Source organism: Anaerotaenia torta, from assembly GCF_050433395.1.
In the GTDB taxonomy this organism is placed as follows: Bacteria; Bacillota; Clostridia; order Lachnospirales; family Lachnospiraceae; genus Mobilitalea; species Mobilitalea torta.
Map to the genome: position 1 here is coordinate 1 of NZ_JBNPXH010000009.1, position 20,166 is coordinate 20,166.

At 48.4% G+C, this 20,166-nt stretch carries 18 protein-coding genes; 6 read left to right on the forward strand and 12 right to left on the reverse strand.

Going from position 1 to position 20,166, the window contains the following annotated elements:
• Positions 1–236: 236 nt before the first annotated feature.
• The 4 genes from HNQ56_RS14810 to HNQ56_RS14825 all read left to right on the forward strand — a co-directional run bounded on the left by HNQ56_RS14810 (position 237) and on the right by HNQ56_RS14825 (position 2,911).
• A complete protein-coding gene (locus tag HNQ56_RS14810) occupies positions 237–425 on the forward strand; it encodes a ferredoxin (RefSeq protein WP_429147721.1) in 189 nt (62 codons plus the stop codon).
• Between the two features lie 123 nt (positions 426–548).
• The gene (locus HNQ56_RS14815) at positions 549–821 is read left to right on the forward strand and encodes a GNAT family N-acetyltransferase (RefSeq protein ID WP_429147724.1); all 273 of its coding nucleotides are present in this window, start codon (positions 549–551) and stop codon (positions 819–821) included.
• Between the two features lie 133 nt (positions 822–954).
• Positions 955–1,665, forward strand: a complete 711-nt coding sequence (locus HNQ56_RS14820; protein WP_429147727.1) for a DUF421 domain-containing protein — start codon at positions 955–957, stop codon at positions 1,663–1,665.
• Between the two features lie 142 nt (positions 1,666–1,807).
• Entirely contained in the window at positions 1,808–2,911 is a 1,104-nt protein-coding gene (locus tag HNQ56_RS14825) for a M23 family metallopeptidase (protein WP_429148321.1), read from the forward strand.
• Positions 2,912–2,969: 58 nt separating this feature from the next.
• On the opposite strand, the gene HNQ56_RS14830 is transcribed toward HNQ56_RS14825, so the two are convergent.
• The 8 genes from HNQ56_RS14830 to HNQ56_RS14865 all read right to left on the reverse strand — a co-directional run bounded on the left by HNQ56_RS14830 (position 2,970) and on the right by HNQ56_RS14865 (position 13,261).
• On the reverse strand, positions 2,970–4,073 hold the full coding sequence (locus tag HNQ56_RS14830) for a GerAB/ArcD/ProY family transporter (protein WP_429147730.1): 1,104 nt from the start codon (positions 4,071–4,073) through the stop codon (positions 2,970–2,972).
• A gap of 10 nt (positions 4,074–4,083) precedes the next feature.
• Positions 4,084–4,278, reverse strand: coding sequence for a hypothetical protein (locus tag HNQ56_RS14835; protein WP_429147733.1), 195 nt, complete (start codon positions 4,276–4,278; stop codon positions 4,084–4,086).
• A 76-nt stretch (positions 4,279–4,354) separates the two neighbouring features.
• A complete protein-coding gene (locus HNQ56_RS14840) occupies positions 4,355–5,482 on the reverse strand; it encodes a Ger(x)C family spore germination protein (protein WP_429147736.1) in 1,128 nt (375 codons plus the stop codon).
• A gap of 14 nt (positions 5,483–5,496) precedes the next feature.
• Positions 5,497–6,963, reverse strand: a complete 1,467-nt coding sequence (locus tag HNQ56_RS14845; RefSeq protein ID WP_429147739.1) for a spore germination protein — start codon at positions 6,961–6,963, stop codon at positions 5,497–5,499.
• A gap of 304 nt (positions 6,964–7,267) precedes the next feature.
• Positions 7,268–7,543, reverse strand: coding sequence for a DUF6514 family protein (locus HNQ56_RS14850; RefSeq protein WP_429147742.1), 276 nt, complete (start codon positions 7,541–7,543; stop codon positions 7,268–7,270).
• A gap of 238 nt (positions 7,544–7,781) precedes the next feature.
• A complete protein-coding gene (nifJ, locus tag HNQ56_RS14855; protein ID WP_429147745.1) occupies positions 7,782–11,393 on the reverse strand; it encodes a pyruvate:ferredoxin (flavodoxin) oxidoreductase in 3,612 nt (1,203 codons plus the stop codon).
• A 138-nt stretch (positions 11,394–11,531) separates the two neighbouring features.
• Positions 11,532–11,729: a CDIF630_02480 family spore surface protein gene (locus HNQ56_RS14860; protein WP_429147748.1), complete on the reverse strand. Its 198-nt coding sequence runs from the start codon at positions 11,727–11,729 to the stop codon at positions 11,532–11,534.
• 260 nt (positions 11,730–11,989) lie between these two features.
• On the reverse strand, positions 11,990–13,261 hold the full coding sequence (locus HNQ56_RS14865; RefSeq protein WP_429147751.1) for a DUF438 domain-containing protein: 1,272 nt from the start codon (positions 13,259–13,261) through the stop codon (positions 11,990–11,992).
• A 194-nt stretch (positions 13,262–13,455) separates the two neighbouring features.
• Here HNQ56_RS14865 and HNQ56_RS14870 point away from each other — a divergent pair, with 194 nt between their 5' ends.
• Both HNQ56_RS14870 and HNQ56_RS14875 read left to right on the forward strand, forming a co-directional pair.
• Complete coding sequence (locus HNQ56_RS14870) at positions 13,456–14,616, forward strand: helix-turn-helix domain-containing protein (protein WP_429147753.1); 1,161 nt, start codon at positions 13,456–13,458, stop codon at positions 14,614–14,616.
• An 84-nt stretch (positions 14,617–14,700) separates the two neighbouring features.
• Positions 14,701–15,936, forward strand: coding sequence for an MFS transporter (locus HNQ56_RS14875; protein ID WP_429147756.1), 1,236 nt, complete (start codon positions 14,701–14,703; stop codon positions 15,934–15,936).
• 18 nt (positions 15,937–15,954) lie between these two features.
• On the opposite strand, the gene HNQ56_RS14880 is transcribed toward HNQ56_RS14875, so the two are convergent.
• The 4 genes from HNQ56_RS14880 to HNQ56_RS14895 all read right to left on the reverse strand — a co-directional run bounded on the left by HNQ56_RS14880 (position 15,955) and on the right by HNQ56_RS14895 (position 20,095).
• On the reverse strand, positions 15,955–16,587 hold the full coding sequence (locus tag HNQ56_RS14880; RefSeq protein ID WP_429147759.1) for a cyclase family protein: 633 nt from the start codon (positions 16,585–16,587) through the stop codon (positions 15,955–15,957).
• A gap of 39 nt (positions 16,588–16,626) precedes the next feature.
• Positions 16,627–18,126: a glucose-6-phosphate dehydrogenase gene (zwf, locus tag HNQ56_RS14885; protein WP_429147762.1), complete on the reverse strand. Its 1,500-nt coding sequence runs from the start codon at positions 18,124–18,126 to the stop codon at positions 16,627–16,629.
• An 81-nt stretch (positions 18,127–18,207) separates the two neighbouring features.
• Complete coding sequence (gene gndA / locus HNQ56_RS14890; RefSeq protein ID WP_429147765.1) at positions 18,208–19,767, reverse strand: NADP-dependent phosphogluconate dehydrogenase; 1,560 nt, start codon at positions 19,765–19,767, stop codon at positions 18,208–18,210.
• Between the two features lie 100 nt (positions 19,768–19,867).
• On the reverse strand, positions 19,868–20,095 hold the full coding sequence (locus HNQ56_RS14895; protein ID WP_429147768.1) for a DUF1858 domain-containing protein: 228 nt from the start codon (positions 20,093–20,095) through the stop codon (positions 19,868–19,870).
• Positions 20,096–20,166 lie beyond the last annotated feature (71 nt).

Sequence of the window (20,166 nt, forward strand, 5' to 3'; positions counted from 1 at the left end):
ACCAAAACCAGACGGTTTCATGCTATTTTTATGCCAGTTATTATTGAATTTTCAAGGTGCATAGGCACTTATTCAAGTGCGAAGTTTGAGTTATTTAAATAAATTGCCGGAGGGCTATATTTTTATCCATTATCAGTTATAATAGTAATATGCTACAAGAATTATAAGATCATACTGCTTCTGCTGAGGTACTTGCAGACCAGTGATGATTTCTACTTTGAAAGGAGAAAACAATCATGAAAGCATCGGTTGACCAGGACGGCTGCATCAGCTGCGGATTATGCGTGGATGTCTGTCCGGAGGTATTTAGCTACAACGACGATGAGGTATCCCAGGCAATTGAGGGAGAGATCCCCCAGGACTGCCTGGAACGCGCAGAGGAGGCCCGTGACGGCTGCCCTGTCAGCGTAATTGATCTCTTTTAACACTCACCCTGTAGAAAGCGAAATGCATAATTGTGCCGGTATCATTATGTCTAGGGAATTCTGCCTGCACAATGGTACCGGCGCGATTATGCCCACCTATCTGCTTAAGAAAAGGATGGTATTATGGATTTTAAACAAGAGGCGAACAGAATTTATCTTAATGATGACAACAACCATATGATTGCTGTTGTAACCTTTCCAAAGCTGTCGGAGGGCGTGGTCCAGATTGACCATACCTTCGTCGACCCTTCCCTCCGGGGACAGGGTGTGGCAGGAAAGCTGATGGAGGCCGCCGTGGCTTATTTCCGGGCCAATGCGCTTAAGGCAAAGCTTACCTGCAGCTATGCGGTAAAATGGTTTGAGGAACATCCGGAATGCAGCGATGTGCTGGTATAAGCTCTAACAAAATAATCTTCTCCCAAGGCGGAAAACAGAAAGGCAACATATTTTTGTGTCTTTTGGCCAATCCTATTAATTGAAAACAGAGGGGTTTCTTTCTATTTCGTAATATTAATCGGAGGTAATGTTTATGAACTTTGTAAAAATAGGCGTTTCCGCCTTGGGTACCTTAGTCTCACTCTTTGTATTCACAAAAATCATGGGAAACCGGGAAATGTCGCAGCTGAGTATGTTTGACTATATCAGCAGCATCACCGTCGGTTCCATAGCCGGCGAGATGGCGGTAATGTCCACCGGCAGCTTCTGGGAACCCTTCGTTGCCATGAGTGTCTTCAGCGTATTATCCATGCTCGTTTCCTATGCCACCTGCAAATCCATGAAGCTGCGCCGATTATTAGGTACCCAGGTTCTCCTTCTGTACCAGGAGGGACAGATCTATGAGAAGAATCTGTTAAAAGCAAAGCTTGATATCAATGAGTTTCTTGCTGCTTGCCGTCTCTGCGGCTACTATGATCTGGAGGAGGTACACACCGTCTTTCTGGAGGCGAACGGAACCATCAGCGTCCTCCCCCTGTCGCTGAAGCGTCCCGTCACGCCCGCGGATCTCAAGCTGACGCCCACCCAGTGTAAGCCCTTGGCCAATGTCATTGTTGACGGCAATATTCTCTATGATAATCTCAAGAGCACCGGTAAGGACGATGCCTGGCTGAAGAATCAGCTTACCGGGAAGGGGATCTCGGATATCCGGGATATCATCCTGGCAACCTTCGATGCCAGCGATGATTCTGTCAATTTTTACCGGAAATCCCATGGTAAGGTAACAAGGGATATCTTTCAGTAAGTATCCGTACCCCGGCCAGGGAAAGTGTATGTATCCGGCGTACAGCGCTATGCCATAATAATCATGATACGATTATGGTATAGATGCTTTACGGACAACATAAAATATTACAACGATGTAATACTGGGGAAGTCTTATGCTCATGGTCCGTCACATCAAAGCAAAACATATCATACTCCTGGAGTCTATTGTATTAATCCTTCTCGCTGCCTATCTTCTTCCTTTCCGGCATCAGGAGCCGGCAATTACTGTGTCAACCAATGCACAGGGAAATGATTATATAAAATGGGTCAGTTTCGATGTCACCAGCTCCGCCATGGAGCGCGCCTGCAAATATGATGTTGAATCCCAGTCGGAAGAAGTAAAGATAAACTGGATTCAACTTCTGGCAATCCTGGGCTGCAGGTACGGCGGTGATTTTTCCAGGTACAAGGCCAAGCACATGGATGAAATTGCAGAAATGCTCAAGACAAAGCAGGCAACCATAGAGACTCTGACCGCAGACATGAAATACTATCCTTATTATTATGAGGCCTATGAGGCAGTATTGGGCGGAATGGTCGGCACCTATGAGATCGAGGTTCCGGACGAGACCGCCCCGGGAGGCCGGATATGGAAGGAACGGTATGGCTTGAAGGCCTATCTTCCTCTTGCAAAGAACTATCCCTACAGCCATTTTAATGATTTCGGGGTGTCCCGAAGCTATGGTTTTCGCAGAAAGCACCTCGGCCACGATATGATGGGCCAGGTGGGCACTCCGGTAATCGCCGTAGAATCAGGTTATGTGGAAGCGCTGGGCTGGAACCAGTACGGCGGCTGGCGTATCGGTATCCGCAGCTTCGATAAAAAACGCTACTATTACTATGCTCATCTGCGTCAGAACTTTCCCTACAATAAAGGCCTGGAGGAGGGAAGCATCGTCCAGGCCGGTGATGTCATCGGATATCTGGGAAGAACCGGCTACAGCAGCAATGAGAACTCCAACAACATCCGTACCCCCCATCTGCACTTCGGCTTACAGCTGATCTTTGATGAATCCCAGAAGGAAAGCAATAACGAGATCTGGATCGATTGCTACGAGTTGGTGCAATTCCTGTACAACAACCGCTGTGAGACGGTTAAAAATCAGGAGACCCGTGAATACCACCGGGTCTATCAATTCAAGGACCCCATTGCCCAGCATTATATCTACCGTTCCCTGTACAAATATGAGGATGATGAAATTAATATTCGTATTTATGAGTAGTTATATAACCGTTCAATCGGTCTGCGCAAAAAGATATCGAGCGCTACCGGCTGAACGGTTATGACTGCTTTACCGGTACCTTCTTTCTGCGGAACAGGCACAGCAGGGCCACCAGTGCCGGTATGGCATATTCAAAGATCAGATTCAGATTCACCAGCAGTACCCGGTAGAGATAATTAAATTCAAACTGGGTGCTGCTTAAATAATGAGTCAGATAGAAAATAATTACCGCCATAGGAATCAGCAGATACGAACTGTTCTCCAGATGAAAGATCCATTCCAGACACCGGAGCAGTAACACGGCAAATATGGCAATGGCGATATAATCGGACAAAATACAGATCAGCGTCACCAACACCTCAAACCGCTCAAATACATTAAAGAAGGAAATACTCTTCACGGTGATATAGAAGGGAAAGGGCAGACCCGCCGTAAGACCGGCACCCGATATTCCGAAGGTAAATAAGGTAATGACGAAGGCCAGTGCCGTAAAGGTGAATGCCGCGCCCCACAATCTGCGAAAATGACTTTTGTTCAGCTGCACCCCCAGCTTATCCGCAAAAAATAATGCAATAATAATATTCCCCCCAACCGCTGCCACATGCTTTGCAGCAAAAGCAGTTTTTGAAAAATTAACAGTGGATATGGGAAGCAGATAATCCGTGCGGAGTCTTGGAAGCGCGCTTAGAAAAAGAAGGCCGAACAAAATGAGTACCGTGCCCAGGGTCAGCTCCGAGAAGCGGAATATGGCTTTCATCCCATGCAGCAGCGCATAAAAGACCAGAATGAGCATTACTGTCATAAAGAAATCCGATCTGGTTCTGGGCATTAGGGTGAATTCCAGGGTAAGGCTGTAGCTGCTCACCTTTGCCGTCGTCGCCAGCAGCAGCCAGATAAAATAGAACAACAGAATCACCTTTGACAGAAAGCTCCCCGCCACCTGCTCCAATACCTCATAAAAGCTCTTGCCGGGATAGGATTTCATAATAAAGATGATCACCGCGGTCAACGGCACCGTAGCTGCCAGTGACAGAAGGGGACTGATATAACCGCTCCTGCCCGCCTCGGCGGCCAGGGCCTGGGGAATCTGACGAAGTACGGTAGATATGGATATAAACAGATACATAAAGGTAATCTGCCGGAAGGTTATCTCGCGATTCATTGTAATCACCTCATTCCATGTATTTTTCCATCATAAGGGTAATGCTGGGCAGATAGGGATTGATCAAGTATACAATCCCCAGCGCAAGACCCACAGTGGACAGGAATAGGTAGATAATCAGGTTTTTTTTAGACTTAAGCAGCTTCTCCCTTTGACGAATCAAGGTGTAAATAATGGTAAAGCCAAAGATATAAATCATATTCACAACCATGCCTTTCCTTATACTTTTTATAACTCAACATGGGAAACCCTTGATTTCCGCACTATTTTTCATACCAAAATTAATAATTTTCCGTATTTTCTCCAAGAATAAAAGATTTTGTAATCTGTGACCGTACCTCATACCGGTACTGTATCTCTGGAATGATCTCCTTCCAGTTTTTCTCCAGGCCCTTCCAGTCGCGCACATTCTGGTTCTCCACCATCCGGGCTAAGTTGAGAATATCCGTTCCTTTCTCATGGGAATACTGCACCGGCTTTTCCAGCACGGCCCGGATATAGTTATTCTGTTCCTCCGTCAGGCGCAGCAGCTCCCTTCGGTTAAACACATTGCCCGACCGATTGATCTCCTTCAGCATGGTTTCAAAATACACCTGGATGGTCACAGTAACTACATTATCCTTCCACTCCGTCTTTAATTTTGTATTGGTATAAGAGATGGCCAGACTGACTCCCTCCGGCAGATAGATGGGATAGCTCCGCATGGTATTCCGGATAAAATTCACCCCGTCCGAGGTCTGGGTATCCAGATAATCCGCCAGCTTTAAGTCCTGGAATACTCCATATCCTTCTATTAAAAAACCGGCTTCCGTGGCTGTGATATACGGCAGCAGAATACCGGAATAACTCTGCTCCATATCATTTAAAATATTGACAAAGGTATTATCGTTGCGGGTCAGAAGCTCCTTCTGCTTCTGCTGTATTGCCTTCAGATCCTCATGGATAACCTGTTCCTGCTTGATTCCCTCTTCCATGAAATCAATTGCTTTCGTTCCCTTTACAATATAGAGCAAGGCCTCCATCTTAACCGTCTCATCCCGCTTTAGAAAGTCCAGACACCGGTCAAGCCCCTGCTCTGCCGCCGCCTCACCGATTAAAAAGGAACCCGCCTGAGCCAGGGTGATATTCTTCCTGTTCTTTTGCTTCAGATCCTCCAGCGCCTCATACATGGAGCCGCCCTTTCCCTTTGCCAGCTTCTCCTCGCCGGAAGCTCCCCCTTCCTCTGAATCCGCTCCTCCTCCGGCGCTGTAAAGAGCGCTTAATTCGTATTCGGAGTCAGAATAATCAATTCCCAGTACCAGGGCCAGATCAATTTCATCAATCTCCTTCCGGTTCATGTCATGCGTACAGCCGCACAGCAGCCCGCACAACAATAAGGAAAGTATTCCAGGGAACATACGTCGTTTCATCGTCAATTCCTCCATTACGGTGCATCCCCGGCCTGTTTTCTCGGATTCTCAGGGGCAATTCCCTCCGGCCTTCGGGTGAAATATTTAATGGGAAAACGGAACAGGGTATCCTTATGATTGCTTTTCTCCCCGTCCACAAAGGGCGCCAGATACGCCACCCCGTAGTTATCCAGACTGCAAAGATGAGTCAGCAGCAGAATCAGCCCGACGGCCAGACCAAGGAAGCCTCCAAGGGCGGCAATCACTGCAAAAACAAACCGGACCACCCGGATTCCGCTGCTCAGATCCTGGTTCGGGACAATAAAGCCGGCAATGCCTGCCAGGGATACGATCACCACCACCAGAGGAGATAATATATTAGCAGCAACAGCGGCTTGTCCTACCACGATACCGCCCAGAATGGACATGGCCGTACCCACATTCTTCGGCAGCCGCAAGCCCGCCTCAATCAATATCTCAAAGGAGATCAACAGCCCCAGTACCTCCGAGGAGGAGGAAAAGGGCACATTCTGCTTCGCCGCCTGGGTCGACAGAGCCAGCTGCACCGGCAGCATCTGATTCTGATAGGTTGTTGCCGCAATGTAAAAAGCGGGCAGAAATATGGTTACGATCATTGCAAGATAGCGCAGCATCCGCAGGGAGGAGCCGATATAAAAATGGTTTGCATAATCCTCCGGTGACTGCATCAGCATGGGAAGCTGGCAGGGGAGGAGATATACAAAGGGAATTCCATCCACCGCCAGGGCGATGCGGCCATCGGTGAGATTCGCCGCCACCCGGTCCGGCCTCTGGGTATACATAATCTGCGGAAAGAGGCTTTTCTTGTTCTCTATCAGATATTCCTCGATAAAAGCCGGGCTGGATATATTATCAATGGTTATTTCCGTAATCACATCCCGGATCTTATCCACCGTTGCCATATTGACAATATTGCTGATGTAAATCAGAGACATGTCCGTCTTCGACAGCTCCCCGGCGGTCAGACTCTCCACAACCAGATACTGGGAGCGTATTCTCCTTCGGATTAAGGCGGTATTCGCTCTCATGACCTCGATAAAGGAATCCTTCGCCCCTTTTATGACAGCTTCCTCCGTGGGCTCGGAAACAGAACGCTTCTCTGCTTCACGGATATCATATACAATGGCTTTTTCTTCCGCATCGAACAGAAATGCCACCAGACCGCTGAGCACGGATTTAATTAACTTGTCATAGTCGCTTTCTTCCTCTGTAAACACATGATAGGCCCCCCCGCTCAGGAGATAATCCATGACTTCCCGCTGTGTTTTGCATTTCTCCAGATTCCTGTCGATCAGCATGGATTGAAAAATACCTTTATCCACCAGCGCGGAATCAATCAGCCCGTCCACACAGAAGATGGAGAAGGTGATTCCATTCTGGTTCATCTGAATCGGGCGGACTAAGACATCGCTGCTCTTTTCAAATAATTTCTTGATATAAGCCGAATTTATTCTCTCTTCCATTATTCCCTCGCATTCTGCATGTACAGAAACATACGTGTTAACCGATACTATTCTTTTATTCTTTCATAATGTGCCGGGCTTTATTCACATGCGTTAACTTTTTCCAATAAAAAAAGGCTGTCCTGCGCAGAGGTTGCGCTGGAACCAGCCCTTTTTCAGTCAGCTTTATGTAGTCATAATCTTACGTCCATGATAATATAGTAGAAACCAATCTGTGACTGCTTCCTTTTATCACGTATCCCAAACCGGCCTGCTCACGCCTCCGGCCTCTTTTGTATGCTACATTAAGGCAATATGTAGAAGCTCATACCGCAAAATAATCAGCTGCGATATCCTGTATATGTACGGGAGACACTTTTCCCCTGGCTACTATCTGAAGAAAAGCTTCTGCCTCTCCTTCATCATCTGTAATATCCTCTGCCAGGCAATAGTTATTGGGGTCATCCAGATCGGAATCTTCCCGATAACACTCTATGCTGTAGAGAGCATTTCTAAAAATAAGATTATAGACTACTGTACTTATTGTACTATTCCCTTGCCGTACTTTCTTCGCGTCGGATTTTAACAACTGTTCTACCATGCAACGCCACCCTTCTTCTTAGATTGAATACGACCACATAAATATATCTATGACATAACTATTATATCATAAAATAAACGTTTGATAAGTAGGGAATATCGCAAAAGACGATGTAAATAATAGTACCGCTGGCTTATAAAACCAATTTCCAAGGCTAAAAAAGCCTCCCCTCTCGGAACCTGGCAAAACAGCCTTTAAAAAGGAGCCGTTACATAATTGTAACAGCTCCTGTCTCAATTTATTCAGACTGATCGGAGTGGCTGCCAATGGGCTCCGCTTCCGCCATCTGCTTATAGATAGCATACCGTTCCTTTGCCATCTTCTCTGCCTGCCCAAAGAGTGTCTGGGCTTTCTCCGGAAATGCTTTCTCCAGGGAGCTGTAACGCACCTGTCCCAGAATGAAATCCCGGAAGCTCTCCGTCGGCGCCTTCGAGTCCAGAATGAAGGGATTCTTTCCTTCCTCCTTCAGCACCGGATTATACCGGTATAAATGCCAATAACCGCACATCACCGCTTTCTTAATTGTGGCCATGCTCCTTCCCATGCCTTCCTTAATACCATGATTAATACAGGGAGCATAGGCAATGACAAGGGAGGGCCCGTGATATTCCTCCGCCTCCCGCAGGGCTCTGATTAGCTGGGTATTGTCCGCATTGATTCCCACCTGGGCCACATATACATTTCCATAGGTCATCATCATTCTTCCCAGATCCTTCTTCCCCTGCTTCTTGCCGGAAGCTGCAAATTTGGCAATGGCCGCCGTCGGTGTGGACTTGGAGGCCTGCCCGCCGGTATTGGAATATACCTCCGTATCAAATACCAGCACATTGACATCCTCTCCCGAGGCCATCACATGATCCAGTCCGCCATACCCAATGTCATAGGCCCATCCGTCACCGCCCACCAGCCAGACAGAACGCTTGACCAGATAATCCCGGTTCTCTTTGATATCCTTAACCAGCATCATTGTTTCTATATCTGTAGAGGTAATGGTTTCCAGCACATTCAGCACCTTTTTGCTTGCTTCCTCCGAGGCCTTGCCATCCTCCTTATAGTGAATCCAGTCATGAAGAGCTTCTTTTATTTTCTCTTCCACATTTTTGTCCATCAGCAGGCGCATATCCTGCTCCAATTTATTTCTCAGCTGCTTCACCGCAAGATACATTCCGTATCCGTACTCCGCGTTATCTTCAAAGAGCGAATTTGCCCAGGAGGGGCCTTTTCCCTCCCGATTGACGGTATAAGCCGTACTGGGTGCCGAGGCCGCCCAGATGGAGGAACAGCCGGTGGCATTGGCAATCATCATCCTTTCTCCGAACAGCTGGGTAATCAGCTTAATATAGGGCGTCTCTCCGCACCCGGCACAAGCGCCGGAGAATTCAATGAGGGGGGTCTTAAACTGACTGTCCTTGAATGCCGGTCCGTAAGCCACACTGCGCTTAAAGGATAGATTACCTATGGCATATCTCCAGTTCACTTCTTCCGTCGGAAGCTGGGTCTCTATGGGTTTCATGATCAGCGCCTTACCCTTGGCAGGACATACTTCGGCACAATTGCCGCAGCCGGTACAATCCATGGGGCTGATTTGGATTTTATAATAATAGCCCTCCAGGTTCCGTCCCGTCGCTTTTTTCGTGATGAAGGTCTCCGGCGCCTTTTCCCGCTCATCCTCATCCAGCAGGAAGGGACGGATGACGGCATGAGGGCAGACATACGCACACTGATTACACTGGATACAGCGTTCTTCAATCCACTCCGGGACATTTACCGCTATGCCGCGCTTTTCGTAGGCACAGGTTCCGGGCGGAAAGGTTCCGTCCTCTCTTCCGGCAAAGGCACTGACCGGAAGCTCCCCTCCTTTTAACTCTGACATGGGGCGCATAATCTTTAGTATAAATTCAGGTTCTTTGAGTTCTCCTGTCTTATTCAGAGGGTTTTCTACACTTGTAGATCTATTAAGGGCTGCATCATTCCACTCTTGTGGAATCTTCACCTTATGAATGGATTTGATACCGCGTTCCAATGCATCCACATTCATTCTGACAATCTTATCGCCCTTATTGCCATACAGCTTATGAATTCCTTCCTTCAGCTCCTTAATATAGACATCCTCGCTTAATATTTCAGTGAGTTTAAAGAAGGCCCCCTGCATTATCATATTGATTCGGTTTCCCAGCCCCAGCTCCTCTGCAATACCCATAGCATTGATGGTATAAAACTGTACTTTTTTCTCCGCCAGCTGTTTCCTAAGCTCAGCCGGAAGGTTCTCATCCAGCTCCTTATCCTTCCAATGGGTATTCAGAACAAAAATGCCTCCGGGCTTGATGCTCTTCAACAGATCATATTTATTTACATAGGACTGATTATGGCAGGCAACATAATCCGCGCTGGAAACAAGGTAGGTGGAGCGAATCGGCTCCCGGTCAAACCGCAGATGGGATACGGTCAGTCCGCCGGATTTCTTGGAATCATAATCAAAATACGCCTGAACCTTCAGTTCCGACTGTTCCCCGATAATCTTTACCGCCTGCTTATTGGCGCCTACCGTACCGTCGGAGCCCAGTCCCCAGATCTGGCAAGCCTTCATTCCCTTGGATTCCACATGAATATCCTTTACCGGCGGCAATGAATTCCCGGTGATATCATCGGTGATTCCTATAGTAAAACCAGTTCTCGTCCTGCTGTCGTTCCGATTTTCACACGTCTTTAACAACAGATATACAGCTGCAATATCCCCGGGGGTGGTATCCTTGGAAGCAAGACCATATCTTCCTCCGATAATCACCGGTACCCTCTCCTTTCCCAGATAACAGCCGCAGACATCCAGATACAGCGGTTCCCCTACGGCTCCCGGTTCCTTGGTCCGGTCCAGGACAGCCACTTTTTTTACAGTGACCGGCATCTCTCTCAGGAAATGTTCCATGGAGAAAGGCCGGTACAGGCGCACCTTAATCAGGCCGTATTTCTCTCCCAATTGATTATAATAATCAATGGTCTGTTCGATGGTCTGAGTGACGGAACCCATGGCAACAATTACATACTCCGCATCCGGGGCGCCGTAGTAATCGAATAAGCCATAGCTTCGCCCGGTATAGCGTTCCATTTTCTTCATATATTCTTCCACAAGGGGAACCATATTCTCATAGAAAGGGTTGGCCGCTTCCCTTCCCTGGAAATAGATATCCGAATTCTGCGCCGTCCCGCGGATGGCCGGATGGTTGGGTGACAGAGCCCGGTCACGGAAGCTCTTTACCGCCTCCATATCCATCATATCCGCATAATCCCGGTATTCCAGCACTTCAATTTTCTGTACCTCATGGGAGGTGCGGAAGCCGTCAAAAAAATGAACAAAGGGGAGTCTTCCCTTTACCGCTGCCAGGTGGGCAATGGGAGCCAGATCCGCCACCTCCTGTACGGAGCCGGAGGCAAGCATGGCACAGCCTGTCTGCCTTGCCGCCATGACATCCTGATGATCTCCGAAAATACTCAGCGCATGAGTGGCAATCGCTCTTGCACTGACATGAATGACTCCGGGAAGCAGCTCTCCTGCTGCCTTATACATATTTGGTATCATTAACAGAAGTCCCTGGGACGCCGTAAAGGTTGTGGTCAGGGCACCGCCCTGCAGGGAGCCGTGGAATGCCCCTGCGGCTCCTGCCTCCGACTGCATTTCTACCACATTAACCTCCTGCCCAAAGATATTCTTCCTGCCGTTTGCCGCCCATTCATCTGTGGATTCCGCCATGCCGGAGGAAGGCGTGATGGGATAGATTGCCGCCACCTCCGTGAAAGCATAAGCCGCATAGGCAGCGGCTGTATTACCGTCCACTGTCATTTGAATCTTTGCCATATTATAATAACCATACCTTTCTCAAAGTCTGCAAATCTGGAGGTATCGACACAAATTTGCCGCTTAAAAATATTGATCTTTCTAACCACTTTCCTTTGCTGCCCTGCGGCATCGCCGTTCTTCCCCGCGGCCGGCCCATCATAATTTGCTTCCGTTGTCCACCCAGTCCTTGGCATCAATGACACGCTCGATGGGCGGCTTCCCCACATGGCCCGGCTGATAATCCGTGGCTGAGTCCTGCCATGCGGCCGTCCCTTCGTTATTGGTCGGCTTCGGCCAGATTACAGAATTCTTCTTCTTTTTGTCGTCGTCCTTATCCTTCGGTCTGATGATCATATCATTTCCTCCGTTTCTACGTTACACTATCTCTACGTTTTGTTATTTTTCTACACATTGTTAACAAGGCATCGGTTGCTAACATCGTATACGCATTGCCTCTTTTTATTGAAGCAGGCATCTTCGTAGATATACTTTCTACTGCTTTCATTGTTTCCGAATCCTTATCTATCTATAACCAGTTTTAAAAATTTTAATTATAAGCAAAAAAGCAGCAAAAAAGAGGACCTCACCTTTTGTAAGATCCCCTGCCCCTGTTCCTACTGCCCTTGGTTCTCGGACATCAGACGCTTCTCGCCCTGGATTGCCTGAATCGGTGCGATATCCTGGGTAAATTCCAGAACTCCCAGGAATTCTCCCTTTGCATCCCTGACGGCAAAATACCGGATCAGCACGTATTTATCCCTCATGCGAATCCAGAAATCCTCATGATCCTTCTTCCCGGATTTCAAATCCTCCACAATCTGCTCCACAATATGAACGCTTGCCGGAGGATGGCAGTTGGACACCTGTCTTCCGATTACCGCCTTTGTTCTGGGGAATATCCGTTCCTTCCCCTGGGTGAAGAACTTGACCGCTCCCTCCTTATCCACAAAGGTAATGTCTACCGGCAGTGTGTTGAACACCGCTTCAATCTCTTCCCCGGTCATCAGGCCGGATTCAAACTGAAGATAGCCATCTCCGGCCGGAGCCTCTCCCTGCCGGATTGCCTTATCCTCCATATCCACCCTCGCCGGCTTCCATACCTGCTTCGGTTCGTAGAGACAATAGCCGATCTCCCGGCTTTCCTCGGCAATTTTAAGCCATTCGTCTTCGGATAAGGTCTCCAGCACCATGGGGAATAGTATATTCTCTTCCTTGAAGATCATTTCCTCTACCCGTCCAAAAGCTGCTTCCAGGATCTCTCCCAGCCCCTGTTTTTCCTTCTCCTCTTCCGCCGAGTTCTGCTTTCCTTTTTCCCAACTGCTAAGACGCCGGAGTGCTTCCTTCAGATCCGCCCGGATCTCGTCATCCACTCCCCACATGACCTTGGGAGGGGCGGTAATGCCGTATTTCTCCATATAAGGGAAGAGCAAATTCTCTTTTCGAAGATAGTGTTTATCCAGCTCCCAAAGCTGTTCCATGTACATGACAAGCTGTTTCCTGCTCTCTTCCCCTTCTCCCGCAAGAAATTCCTCCAGAGCGGGACGGAGCTTTTTATCCAGAAGCCGCTTCACAGCCCGGTTCTCCGCCCGAAAGGTGAATACCGGATGCCCCGGATTATCCTCCGGCTTCTCCGGCCTGTGGATCTCCTCGATGGAGCCCTTGAAAACCGCGGCATGCACATCGCATAATCTTTGCACCTCCGATACCGGCATCCCCTCCTTGATCAATTCCGTCTCCATGGCGGATATCTCCGTGGCGGATACGCCCTCAATCAGCTTGCCAAACTGCTCCTTCACCTCTTCCACGCTTTTCCCGTCATGCAGCTCCAAAATCAGTTCCTTCAGTACCTTCTGCCGGTACTCTCTGTTATTAATGTACTCACTCATGCTTCATCCTCCATTTCTGTAATGATTGTTTATCTATTATATAATCACTATAGCTTCTTTATGGGAATTTAAGTGTGATACGAATCACACTTTTTATCTTTTGCAGTTTGGCCTTTTTTATGTACAATGCAAACCGACATGTGTTATAATTTTACTATTGTACTAAAATCATATCATAGAAAAGGGGCGATTAAGTGAATTTTCCAGGATTGCTCATCCGCCGGACGAGATTGGAAAAAGGATGGAGCCAACAGGGTTTGTGCGATGGTATCTGCGCCGTGTCTTATTTAAGCAAGATCGAGCAGGGAAAAGCGGAACCAAGTGCTGAGGTATTGGAGCTTTTGCTGAAGCGCCTTGATATTGTATGGCATACAGGGAAGGATGCAAGAAAGGCAAAGGAGCTGACAGAGCAAATTTATGATGCTGCGGGTGCAATGGATGCCGCTCTGCTGGAACAACTTTTCCAGGAACTAGAGGAAAACAGGGAGGCTTATGTCAACGGTCCCTGCATGCTGGATATGCTTTTATTCGACTGCCTTCAGAAGGAAATGCCGGATCAGTCATTAGAGTTGTTTGAAAGTGTGATGAATGAACGGCAGCGCACTCTGTGGTTTATTATAAATGAACGCTATGAGGAGGCGTTACGTCTCTCTCCTTCGCCCCTTTCCTATGCTCTTACCGGTCTTTCCCATTACAGATCCGGGAGCTACACACGGGCCGAGGAACGGCTTTGGCATGCCTTTCATCTGGCAGCAGAGGATTGTCTTGTGCATGTGATGCTGTTCTGCCGCCTGATTTTGGGCAATTGCTACAGCGATTTAAATCAAAATGAAGCCATGCTGCACCACTACCGTGCTGCGGAAAGACTGGCCACCGCATTAAACAACAAAGAAATCCTCAGAGACATCCGCTACAACATTGCATCCACCCAAATACAATTCAAGCATTATCAGAAGGCATACTCCTATTTTAGCACTATTAAAGAACCTACGGTCATGGATCTGCATAAGCTGGCTATTTGCTGTGAGGGGCTGGGATACAGGGAAGAGGCATTAACCGCTCTGGAAAGAACGGCAGACTTATCCCCCAATCTTATAGATCCCCTGATTGGGATACAAATGTGTGAGGTAGTACGCTATCGCCTGACCCATTCCAACTATCTGCACGACGAGACCTATGGGCATCTGCTGATCGATTGCTTCCAGGCAATGCGCAGCAGCCTTCCCAGAGGTTATGCGGCATTCCATCTGCCCTGGGTAGAGGCATGGTATACCGCCAACCGGCAATACCGGCAGGCCTGGGAATTGCTTCGTGATTTTCCTTCCTATGCCTCTTTAACCGACGTTAAAGGCTGAAACATCGGCATGGTTTTCCCAAAACAACGGGATGTTCTTCGTATAAGCAGCATGCTATACTTGTAGAGAAAGGAAGGTATCCCTATGAAAAAAGATCTTTGGACAAAAAATTTTACATTGCTCACGGTGGCAACTGTGCTGGGTGCGGCTGGCGGCATTGCATCCTCCTTCGCACTCTCATTTTTAGTGTTTGACGAAACCGGAAGCACCCTGGCTGCTGCTCTTTTGATTGCAATCCAGTTAGTGCCTCAATTTTTAATCCCATTAATTGCTGCACCATGGCTGGACCGCCTGCCGCGCAAGCCTTTCCTGGTTGCGGGTGATGCGGTGAACGGCGCCTTATATGCCCTGGCCGGAATGTATCTGCTTTGCCGTCCATTTACCTATACCGGGTATATGTTTTTTTCACTGTTGCTGGCCTCCCTTGGCTCCTTCGATTCACTGGCCTATAACAGCCTGTATCCAAATCTGATTCCGGAGGGCTGCGAACAGAAAGGCTATACGGTCAGCGGCATGGTTTATCCTACTATGACGGTAATCATGACCCCCATCGCAGCAATTCTTTATGAGCATACGGGAGTTGCAGTGATCCTGATTGCTCAGGGCGCACTGTCACTGCTGGCCGCAGGGCTGGAAAGCCGAATTCAAGTGAAGGAGACACGCCGGCTCCATGAGGAACACTTCTCCTTTCAGCTATGGAAGCGCGACCTTAATGATGCGTTTCAATATTTGCGAAAGGAACGCGGCATTGCATCCATTTATTCTTACATGGCTGTTACCAATGGCATCGGAAATGGCTACTCCCCGATTCTGATTGCATTTTTCCGCAGTACGCCGGGCTTCACCATTGCGATGTACTCCTTATTCTCAGTGGCAGAGTTTGCGGGACGTACCTTGGGCGGGTTCCTGCATTATCATATCCAGATCCCCAAAAAACACCGTTTTTCTTTTGCATTCCTCATCTACCAGTTCTACGAGACAATGGATATGCTGCTTCTATGGCTTCCCTACCCTCTTATGCTTGCCAGCCGGGGGATCTGCGGTTTTCTGGGTATCAACAGCGCCACCATGCGGGCAACCGCAGTACAAGTCTATATCCCCGATGAACTGCGGGCAAAGCTCAATGCCTTTGAATCTATTCTAATCTCGGCAGCTTGCTGTATTGCCGCATTGCTGGTGGGAGCATTGGGTGAAATCCTGGATTACCGTGTCTGCATAACATTATGCGGCACAGTCACCCTCCTGGCCTGCTGGCTGACTATTTGGCGGAACCGCCGTACCGTCCGGCAGGTGTATGTTATACCGGAGCCGGAAAGGTAATCCTTGAAACAGATGAATTTATTTCAGCAGTATCGCTCTGACTGGAGCGGCCTCGGCTTCCGGAATGCTGATGGGGATCGCAATCAGCTGATAGCTGTCCTCCATAATATCCGCCAGGCGCAGTCCCTCCAGAATATGAGCTCCTATTCCCATCAGGGCCAGATGGGTCTCATGCCCCGGCTGGTCCCTTTCAATTCCCAGTCCGTCAATTCCCACACCCTTAATATTCAAATCCGCCAGGTATTTTCCGCCGCTCTGATCCAGATAGATAAATTCCCCTTCCAGAATCGGTTCAAAGGAATTCCTTGTCTTGAGAAGAATGAAGTCACCGGGCTTGATATCCTTCCTGGCCAGGTCCTGGTCGGTGATCTTCTCTCTCACCTCCGTCAGATTCAGCACCTTGCATTCGGTCACCAGATCAGAAAGCTTCAGCGTCCCGATGGTATTGCCTCCAGGCATCATGTGAAGCGTCCGGTCCAGATGAGTGCCGGTATGAAGATTCATTTTAATGCTGCTCTCACAGACCGTCCCGGTATTAAAGTCACTTTCCAGAGTGATAACCGGTCTCTTGGAATCTCTTCCCTTATAAACCGGCATATCCGCAGTAATCGGCATTGATATGTCATAAATTTTCCTGTTTGTATACTCCATTTCCCTTGCTACCTCCATAAAATCAGAATTCTGCACCGCTTACACATGCCACCATTTTCTTCCGTCCCTGGCCAATAATTCGAATGCCCGGACCGGTCCCATGGAACCCGAGTCATAATTCGGGAAGATATGCTTTTTCTGTTCCCTGTATTGAATTAATTTATCCGCTATGGACCATGCGGCCTCCACCTCATCCCAGCGGGAGAACAGCGTCGCATCCCCGCGGAGAATATCATAGATCAGCCGCTCATATGCCTCCGGGGTATTTCCCTGGGTCGGGCTGTAGGAGCTGGTATCCATCTGTGTCGGAACAATTCCCTGGTGGCTGCTGAAGTCCTTGGTGTTAAACTGGAGAAATACTCCCACATTGGGCTGAATCCGAAGCACCAGAAGGTTCGGCTCCGGAATTTCCTTGTCTTGAAAATACAGGATATTAGGCACATCCTTGAATTGAACCACAATCTCCGCGGAGCTCTTGCCCAGCCGCTTGCCGGTGCGGATGTAGAAAGGTGTTCCTGCCCACCGGAAATTATTGATGTGCAGCTTAAGGGCAACAAAAGTCTCCGTATCGGAATTTTTCGGAACATTCAGCTCCTGGCGGTAGCCCTCCACAGGATTCCCGTCGATGACACCGGCGCCGTATTGTCCGAACACCACATTATTGCGTAGAAATTCCGGCGTGATATTCTCGATTGCCTCCAATACCTTCAGCTTCTCCGTCCGTATGGAGTCCGTCTTCAGATTAATAGGCGGCTCCATTGCAACCATGGAGAGTATTTGGATGATATGATTCTGTATCATATCCCGCATCGCTCCCGAATGCTCATAATAGCCTCCCCTGGTGCCGACCCCTAGCTTCTCCGTCAGGGATATCTGGATATTATCAATAAATTTGTTATTCCAGATGGACTCAAAGATGGAATTCGTAAAACGGAGCACCATGATATTCTGTATCATTTCCTTACCCAGATAATGGTCAATCCGATATATATCCTTCTCCTGAAACACCTCAATTATTCTTTGATTTAATTTTCTTGCCGTCCCTAAATCCTTGCCGAAGGGTTTCTCGATCACCAGGCGGCTCCAGGCACCCGGCGCATCTGCCAAATGGCTTGACTGCAGCCCCTGGACGATGGTTTCAAAGTACTCCGGAGCAACCGCCAGATAAAACACCCGGTTCCCTACCGTATGGCAGATCTGATCCAATTGATCCAAATAGTCCTTGAGCCCCGCAAAACCTTCCAGGTTCGTAAAATCAAACTGGTAATAGTGTATCCTTTCCTGGAACTGATTCCAGGTTGGTGCATCGATTTTATTTCTGGAATACTTTTTAACGGATTCATAGATATCCCTTCGATATACCTCCTCCGATATATTCCTTCGTCCGACACTCACAATAGAAAAATGTTCCGGAAGCAATTGATCCAGGACCAAATTATACAGAGCGGGCATCAGCTTGCGGTTGGTCAGATCTCCGGTTCCCCCGAAAATAACCAGGGAGGCGGATAAATTATCTTCTTTATAAGCTCTTTCTGTCATAAATACCTCCTTATTCCATGTCCGCTGTATATTCTGCACAGGTGTCCATGCATGACACTGTGTGCCGGAATACACTTACGCTTACTCCATCCAGTTGGTATGGTAAATACCTTCCCGGTCAACTCTCTCATAGGTATGGGCCCCGAAATAATCTCTCTGTGCCTGCAATAAATTCATGGGCAGGCTGTCACAGCGGTAGCTGTCATAGTAAGCCAGGCTGCTGGAGAAGGCCGGAATGCTGATTCCATTGGATATCGCCGTGATAATCACTTCTCTCCAATCCCTCTGATATTCATTGATGGTATCCTTAAAATAATCTTCCAGCATCAAATTAATAAGATTCGGGTTCTTGTCATAAGCCCGGCTGATCTGATTCAAAAACTGTGCCCGGATAATACATCCTCCCCGGAAAATCTTCGCAATCTCACCGCAGCGCAGCCCCCAGCCGTATTCTTCGGATGCGGCACGCATCAGCCCGAAGCCCTGGGCATATGCCATGATCTTGCTGGAGTACAGTGCCCTGCGGACGGACTCTATGAACTTCTCCCTGCTCTGAATATACTTCCAGCTCTCCCGTTCCTCAGCTATGTCCTGTACATTCTCCGAGTCGGAGCTCTGTGTCATTCCCAAACTTTCCTGTATCTCTTCCGGTGCTCGGAGGCTACCCTTCGGCCCCTCCAGGCTCTTGCCGGCATTCCGCCGTTCTTCCTTCATGGCGGACAGGTAACGCTCATATACTGCCGTTGTGATGGTGGGTACCGGAACCCCCAAGTCCAGAGATATCTGCCCGGTCCATTTGCCGGTTCCCTTCTGCCCTGCCACATCCAAAATCATATCCACCAGATAATGATCCGTTATCGTATCCTTCTTCTTGAAAATATCCGCCGTAATATCAATCAGATAGCTGTTCAGCTCACCCTTATTCCATTCTGCAAATACCTCATGCAGCTCCGGCGGTGTTAATCCCAGAACCTTCTTCATGATCTGGTACGCTTCGCTGATCAGCTGCATATCGGCATATTCAATCCCGTTATGCACCATTTTCACAAAATGTCCGGCCCCGTCTCCGCCGATATAGGTGCTGCAGGGTTCCCCCTCTGCCTTCGCCGATATCGCCGTCAATATAGGTTCCATCAGCTCATAGGCTTCCCGCCTGCCGCCCGGCATGATCGCCGGACCCTTTCTTGCTCCTTCTTCCCCGCCGGAGATACCGGTTCCCAGATAATTGATTCCCTTCTCCTCCAGCTCCCGGCTTCTGCGGACGGTATCCTTATAATAGGAATTCCCTCCGTCCATCAGAATGTCCCCTTTGGACAATAAAGGCAGCAGCTGCCGTATGGTATCATCCACCGCATCTCCCGCCTTGACCATCATAATTATTTTCCTCGGAAGCTCCAGAGAGTCTACAAACTCCTCCAGTGTTTGGAAGCCTTCCAGATTAGTATCCAAAGCTTCCTCCGGTGTTTTGCTGCCCGCCGCAAAATCCTCTGCGGATTTCTCTATGGCGTACTCCGTCATAAGCTCCTTTGTCTTCTGATAAGAGCGGTTGTATACAGCTACGCGAAACCCCTTCTCAGCAATATTCATCGCCAGATTCTTACCCATCACTGCCAGTCCGATCACTCCAACCTGTCTACTCATACCGTATCCCTCCATATTATAACTTGATTACAGCGTCAAAGATCCCGCCCTAATCTGTCTTAGTGAATATAATACCGGCGGCTATGCCGCCCATGATTGTCTAGATACAATGGAAACCCTGCTCTTCCAGCTTTGCCTTTATCTGTCCGAAATCAATTTTTTTCGCCGCGGCTCCTTTTTGCAGAGTCATAAACCTTCCCACACTAATCAGCATCCCCGGCTTGGCAATATCCTTAAAGCCCAGTCCGGCAAGAATCTGCGGCAGCTCCGGGTACTGGCTGCAAAGCTCATATACCGGCTTCGTCAGGTCAATCGGTTTCTCATTCATATTGATCCATCCTCTCATTTCTCATGATTCATTATGATCAAAGTGTATGGGAAATAATCCGCTTTTTCTGT

What these genes read in the sequence shown, in the direction of transcription:
- HNQ56_RS14810 (WP_429147721.1), top strand. Translation starts at nt 237, where the DNA reads ATGAAAGCATCGGTTGACCAGGACGGCTGCATCAGCTGCGGATTATGC.
- HNQ56_RS14815 (WP_429147724.1), top strand. Translation starts at nt 549, where the DNA reads ATGGATTTTAAACAAGAGGCGAACAGAATTTATCTTAATGATGACAAC.
- HNQ56_RS14820 (WP_429147727.1), top strand. Translation starts at nt 955, where the DNA reads ATGAACTTTGTAAAAATAGGCGTTTCCGCCTTGGGTACCTTAGTCTCA.
- HNQ56_RS14825 (WP_429148321.1), top strand. Translation starts at nt 1,808, where the DNA reads ATGGTCCGTCACATCAAAGCAAAACATATCATACTCCTGGAGTCTATT.
- HNQ56_RS14830 (WP_429147730.1), bottom strand. Translation starts at nt 4,073, where the DNA reads ATGAATCGCGAGATAACCTTCCGGCAGATTACCTTTATGTATCTGTTT.
- HNQ56_RS14840 (WP_429147736.1), bottom strand. Translation starts at nt 5,482, where the DNA reads ATGAAACGACGTATGTTCCCTGGAATACTTTCCTTATTGTTGTGCGGG.
- HNQ56_RS14845 (WP_429147739.1), bottom strand. Translation starts at nt 6,963, where the DNA reads ATGGAAGAGAGAATAAATTCGGCTTATATCAAGAAATTATTTGAAAAG.
- HNQ56_RS14850 (WP_429147742.1), bottom strand. Translation starts at nt 7,543, where the DNA reads ATGGTAGAACAGTTGTTAAAATCCGACGCGAAGAAAGTACGGCAAGGG.
- nifJ (WP_429147745.1), bottom strand. Translation starts at nt 11,393, where the DNA reads ATGGCAAAGATTCAAATGACAGTGGACGGTAATACAGCCGCTGCCTAT.
- HNQ56_RS14860 (WP_429147748.1), bottom strand. Translation starts at nt 11,729, where the DNA reads ATGATCATCAGACCGAAGGATAAGGACGACGACAAAAAGAAGAAGAAT.
- HNQ56_RS14865 (WP_429147751.1), bottom strand. Translation starts at nt 13,261, where the DNA reads ATGAGTGAGTACATTAATAACAGAGAGTACCGGCAGAAGGTACTGAAG.
- HNQ56_RS14875 (WP_429147756.1), top strand. Translation starts at nt 14,701, where the DNA reads ATGAAAAAAGATCTTTGGACAAAAAATTTTACATTGCTCACGGTGGCA.
- HNQ56_RS14880 (WP_429147759.1), bottom strand. Translation starts at nt 16,587, where the DNA reads ATGGAGTATACAAACAGGAAAATTTATGACATATCAATGCCGATTACT.
- zwf (WP_429147762.1), bottom strand. Translation starts at nt 18,126, where the DNA reads ATGACAGAAAGAGCTTATAAAGAAGATAATTTATCCGCCTCCCTGGTT.
- gndA (WP_429147765.1), bottom strand. Translation starts at nt 19,767, where the DNA reads ATGAGTAGACAGGTTGGAGTGATCGGACTGGCAGTGATGGGTAAGAAT.
- HNQ56_RS14895 (WP_429147768.1), bottom strand. Translation starts at nt 20,095, where the DNA reads ATGAATGAGAAACCGATTGACCTGACGAAGCCGGTATATGAGCTTTGC.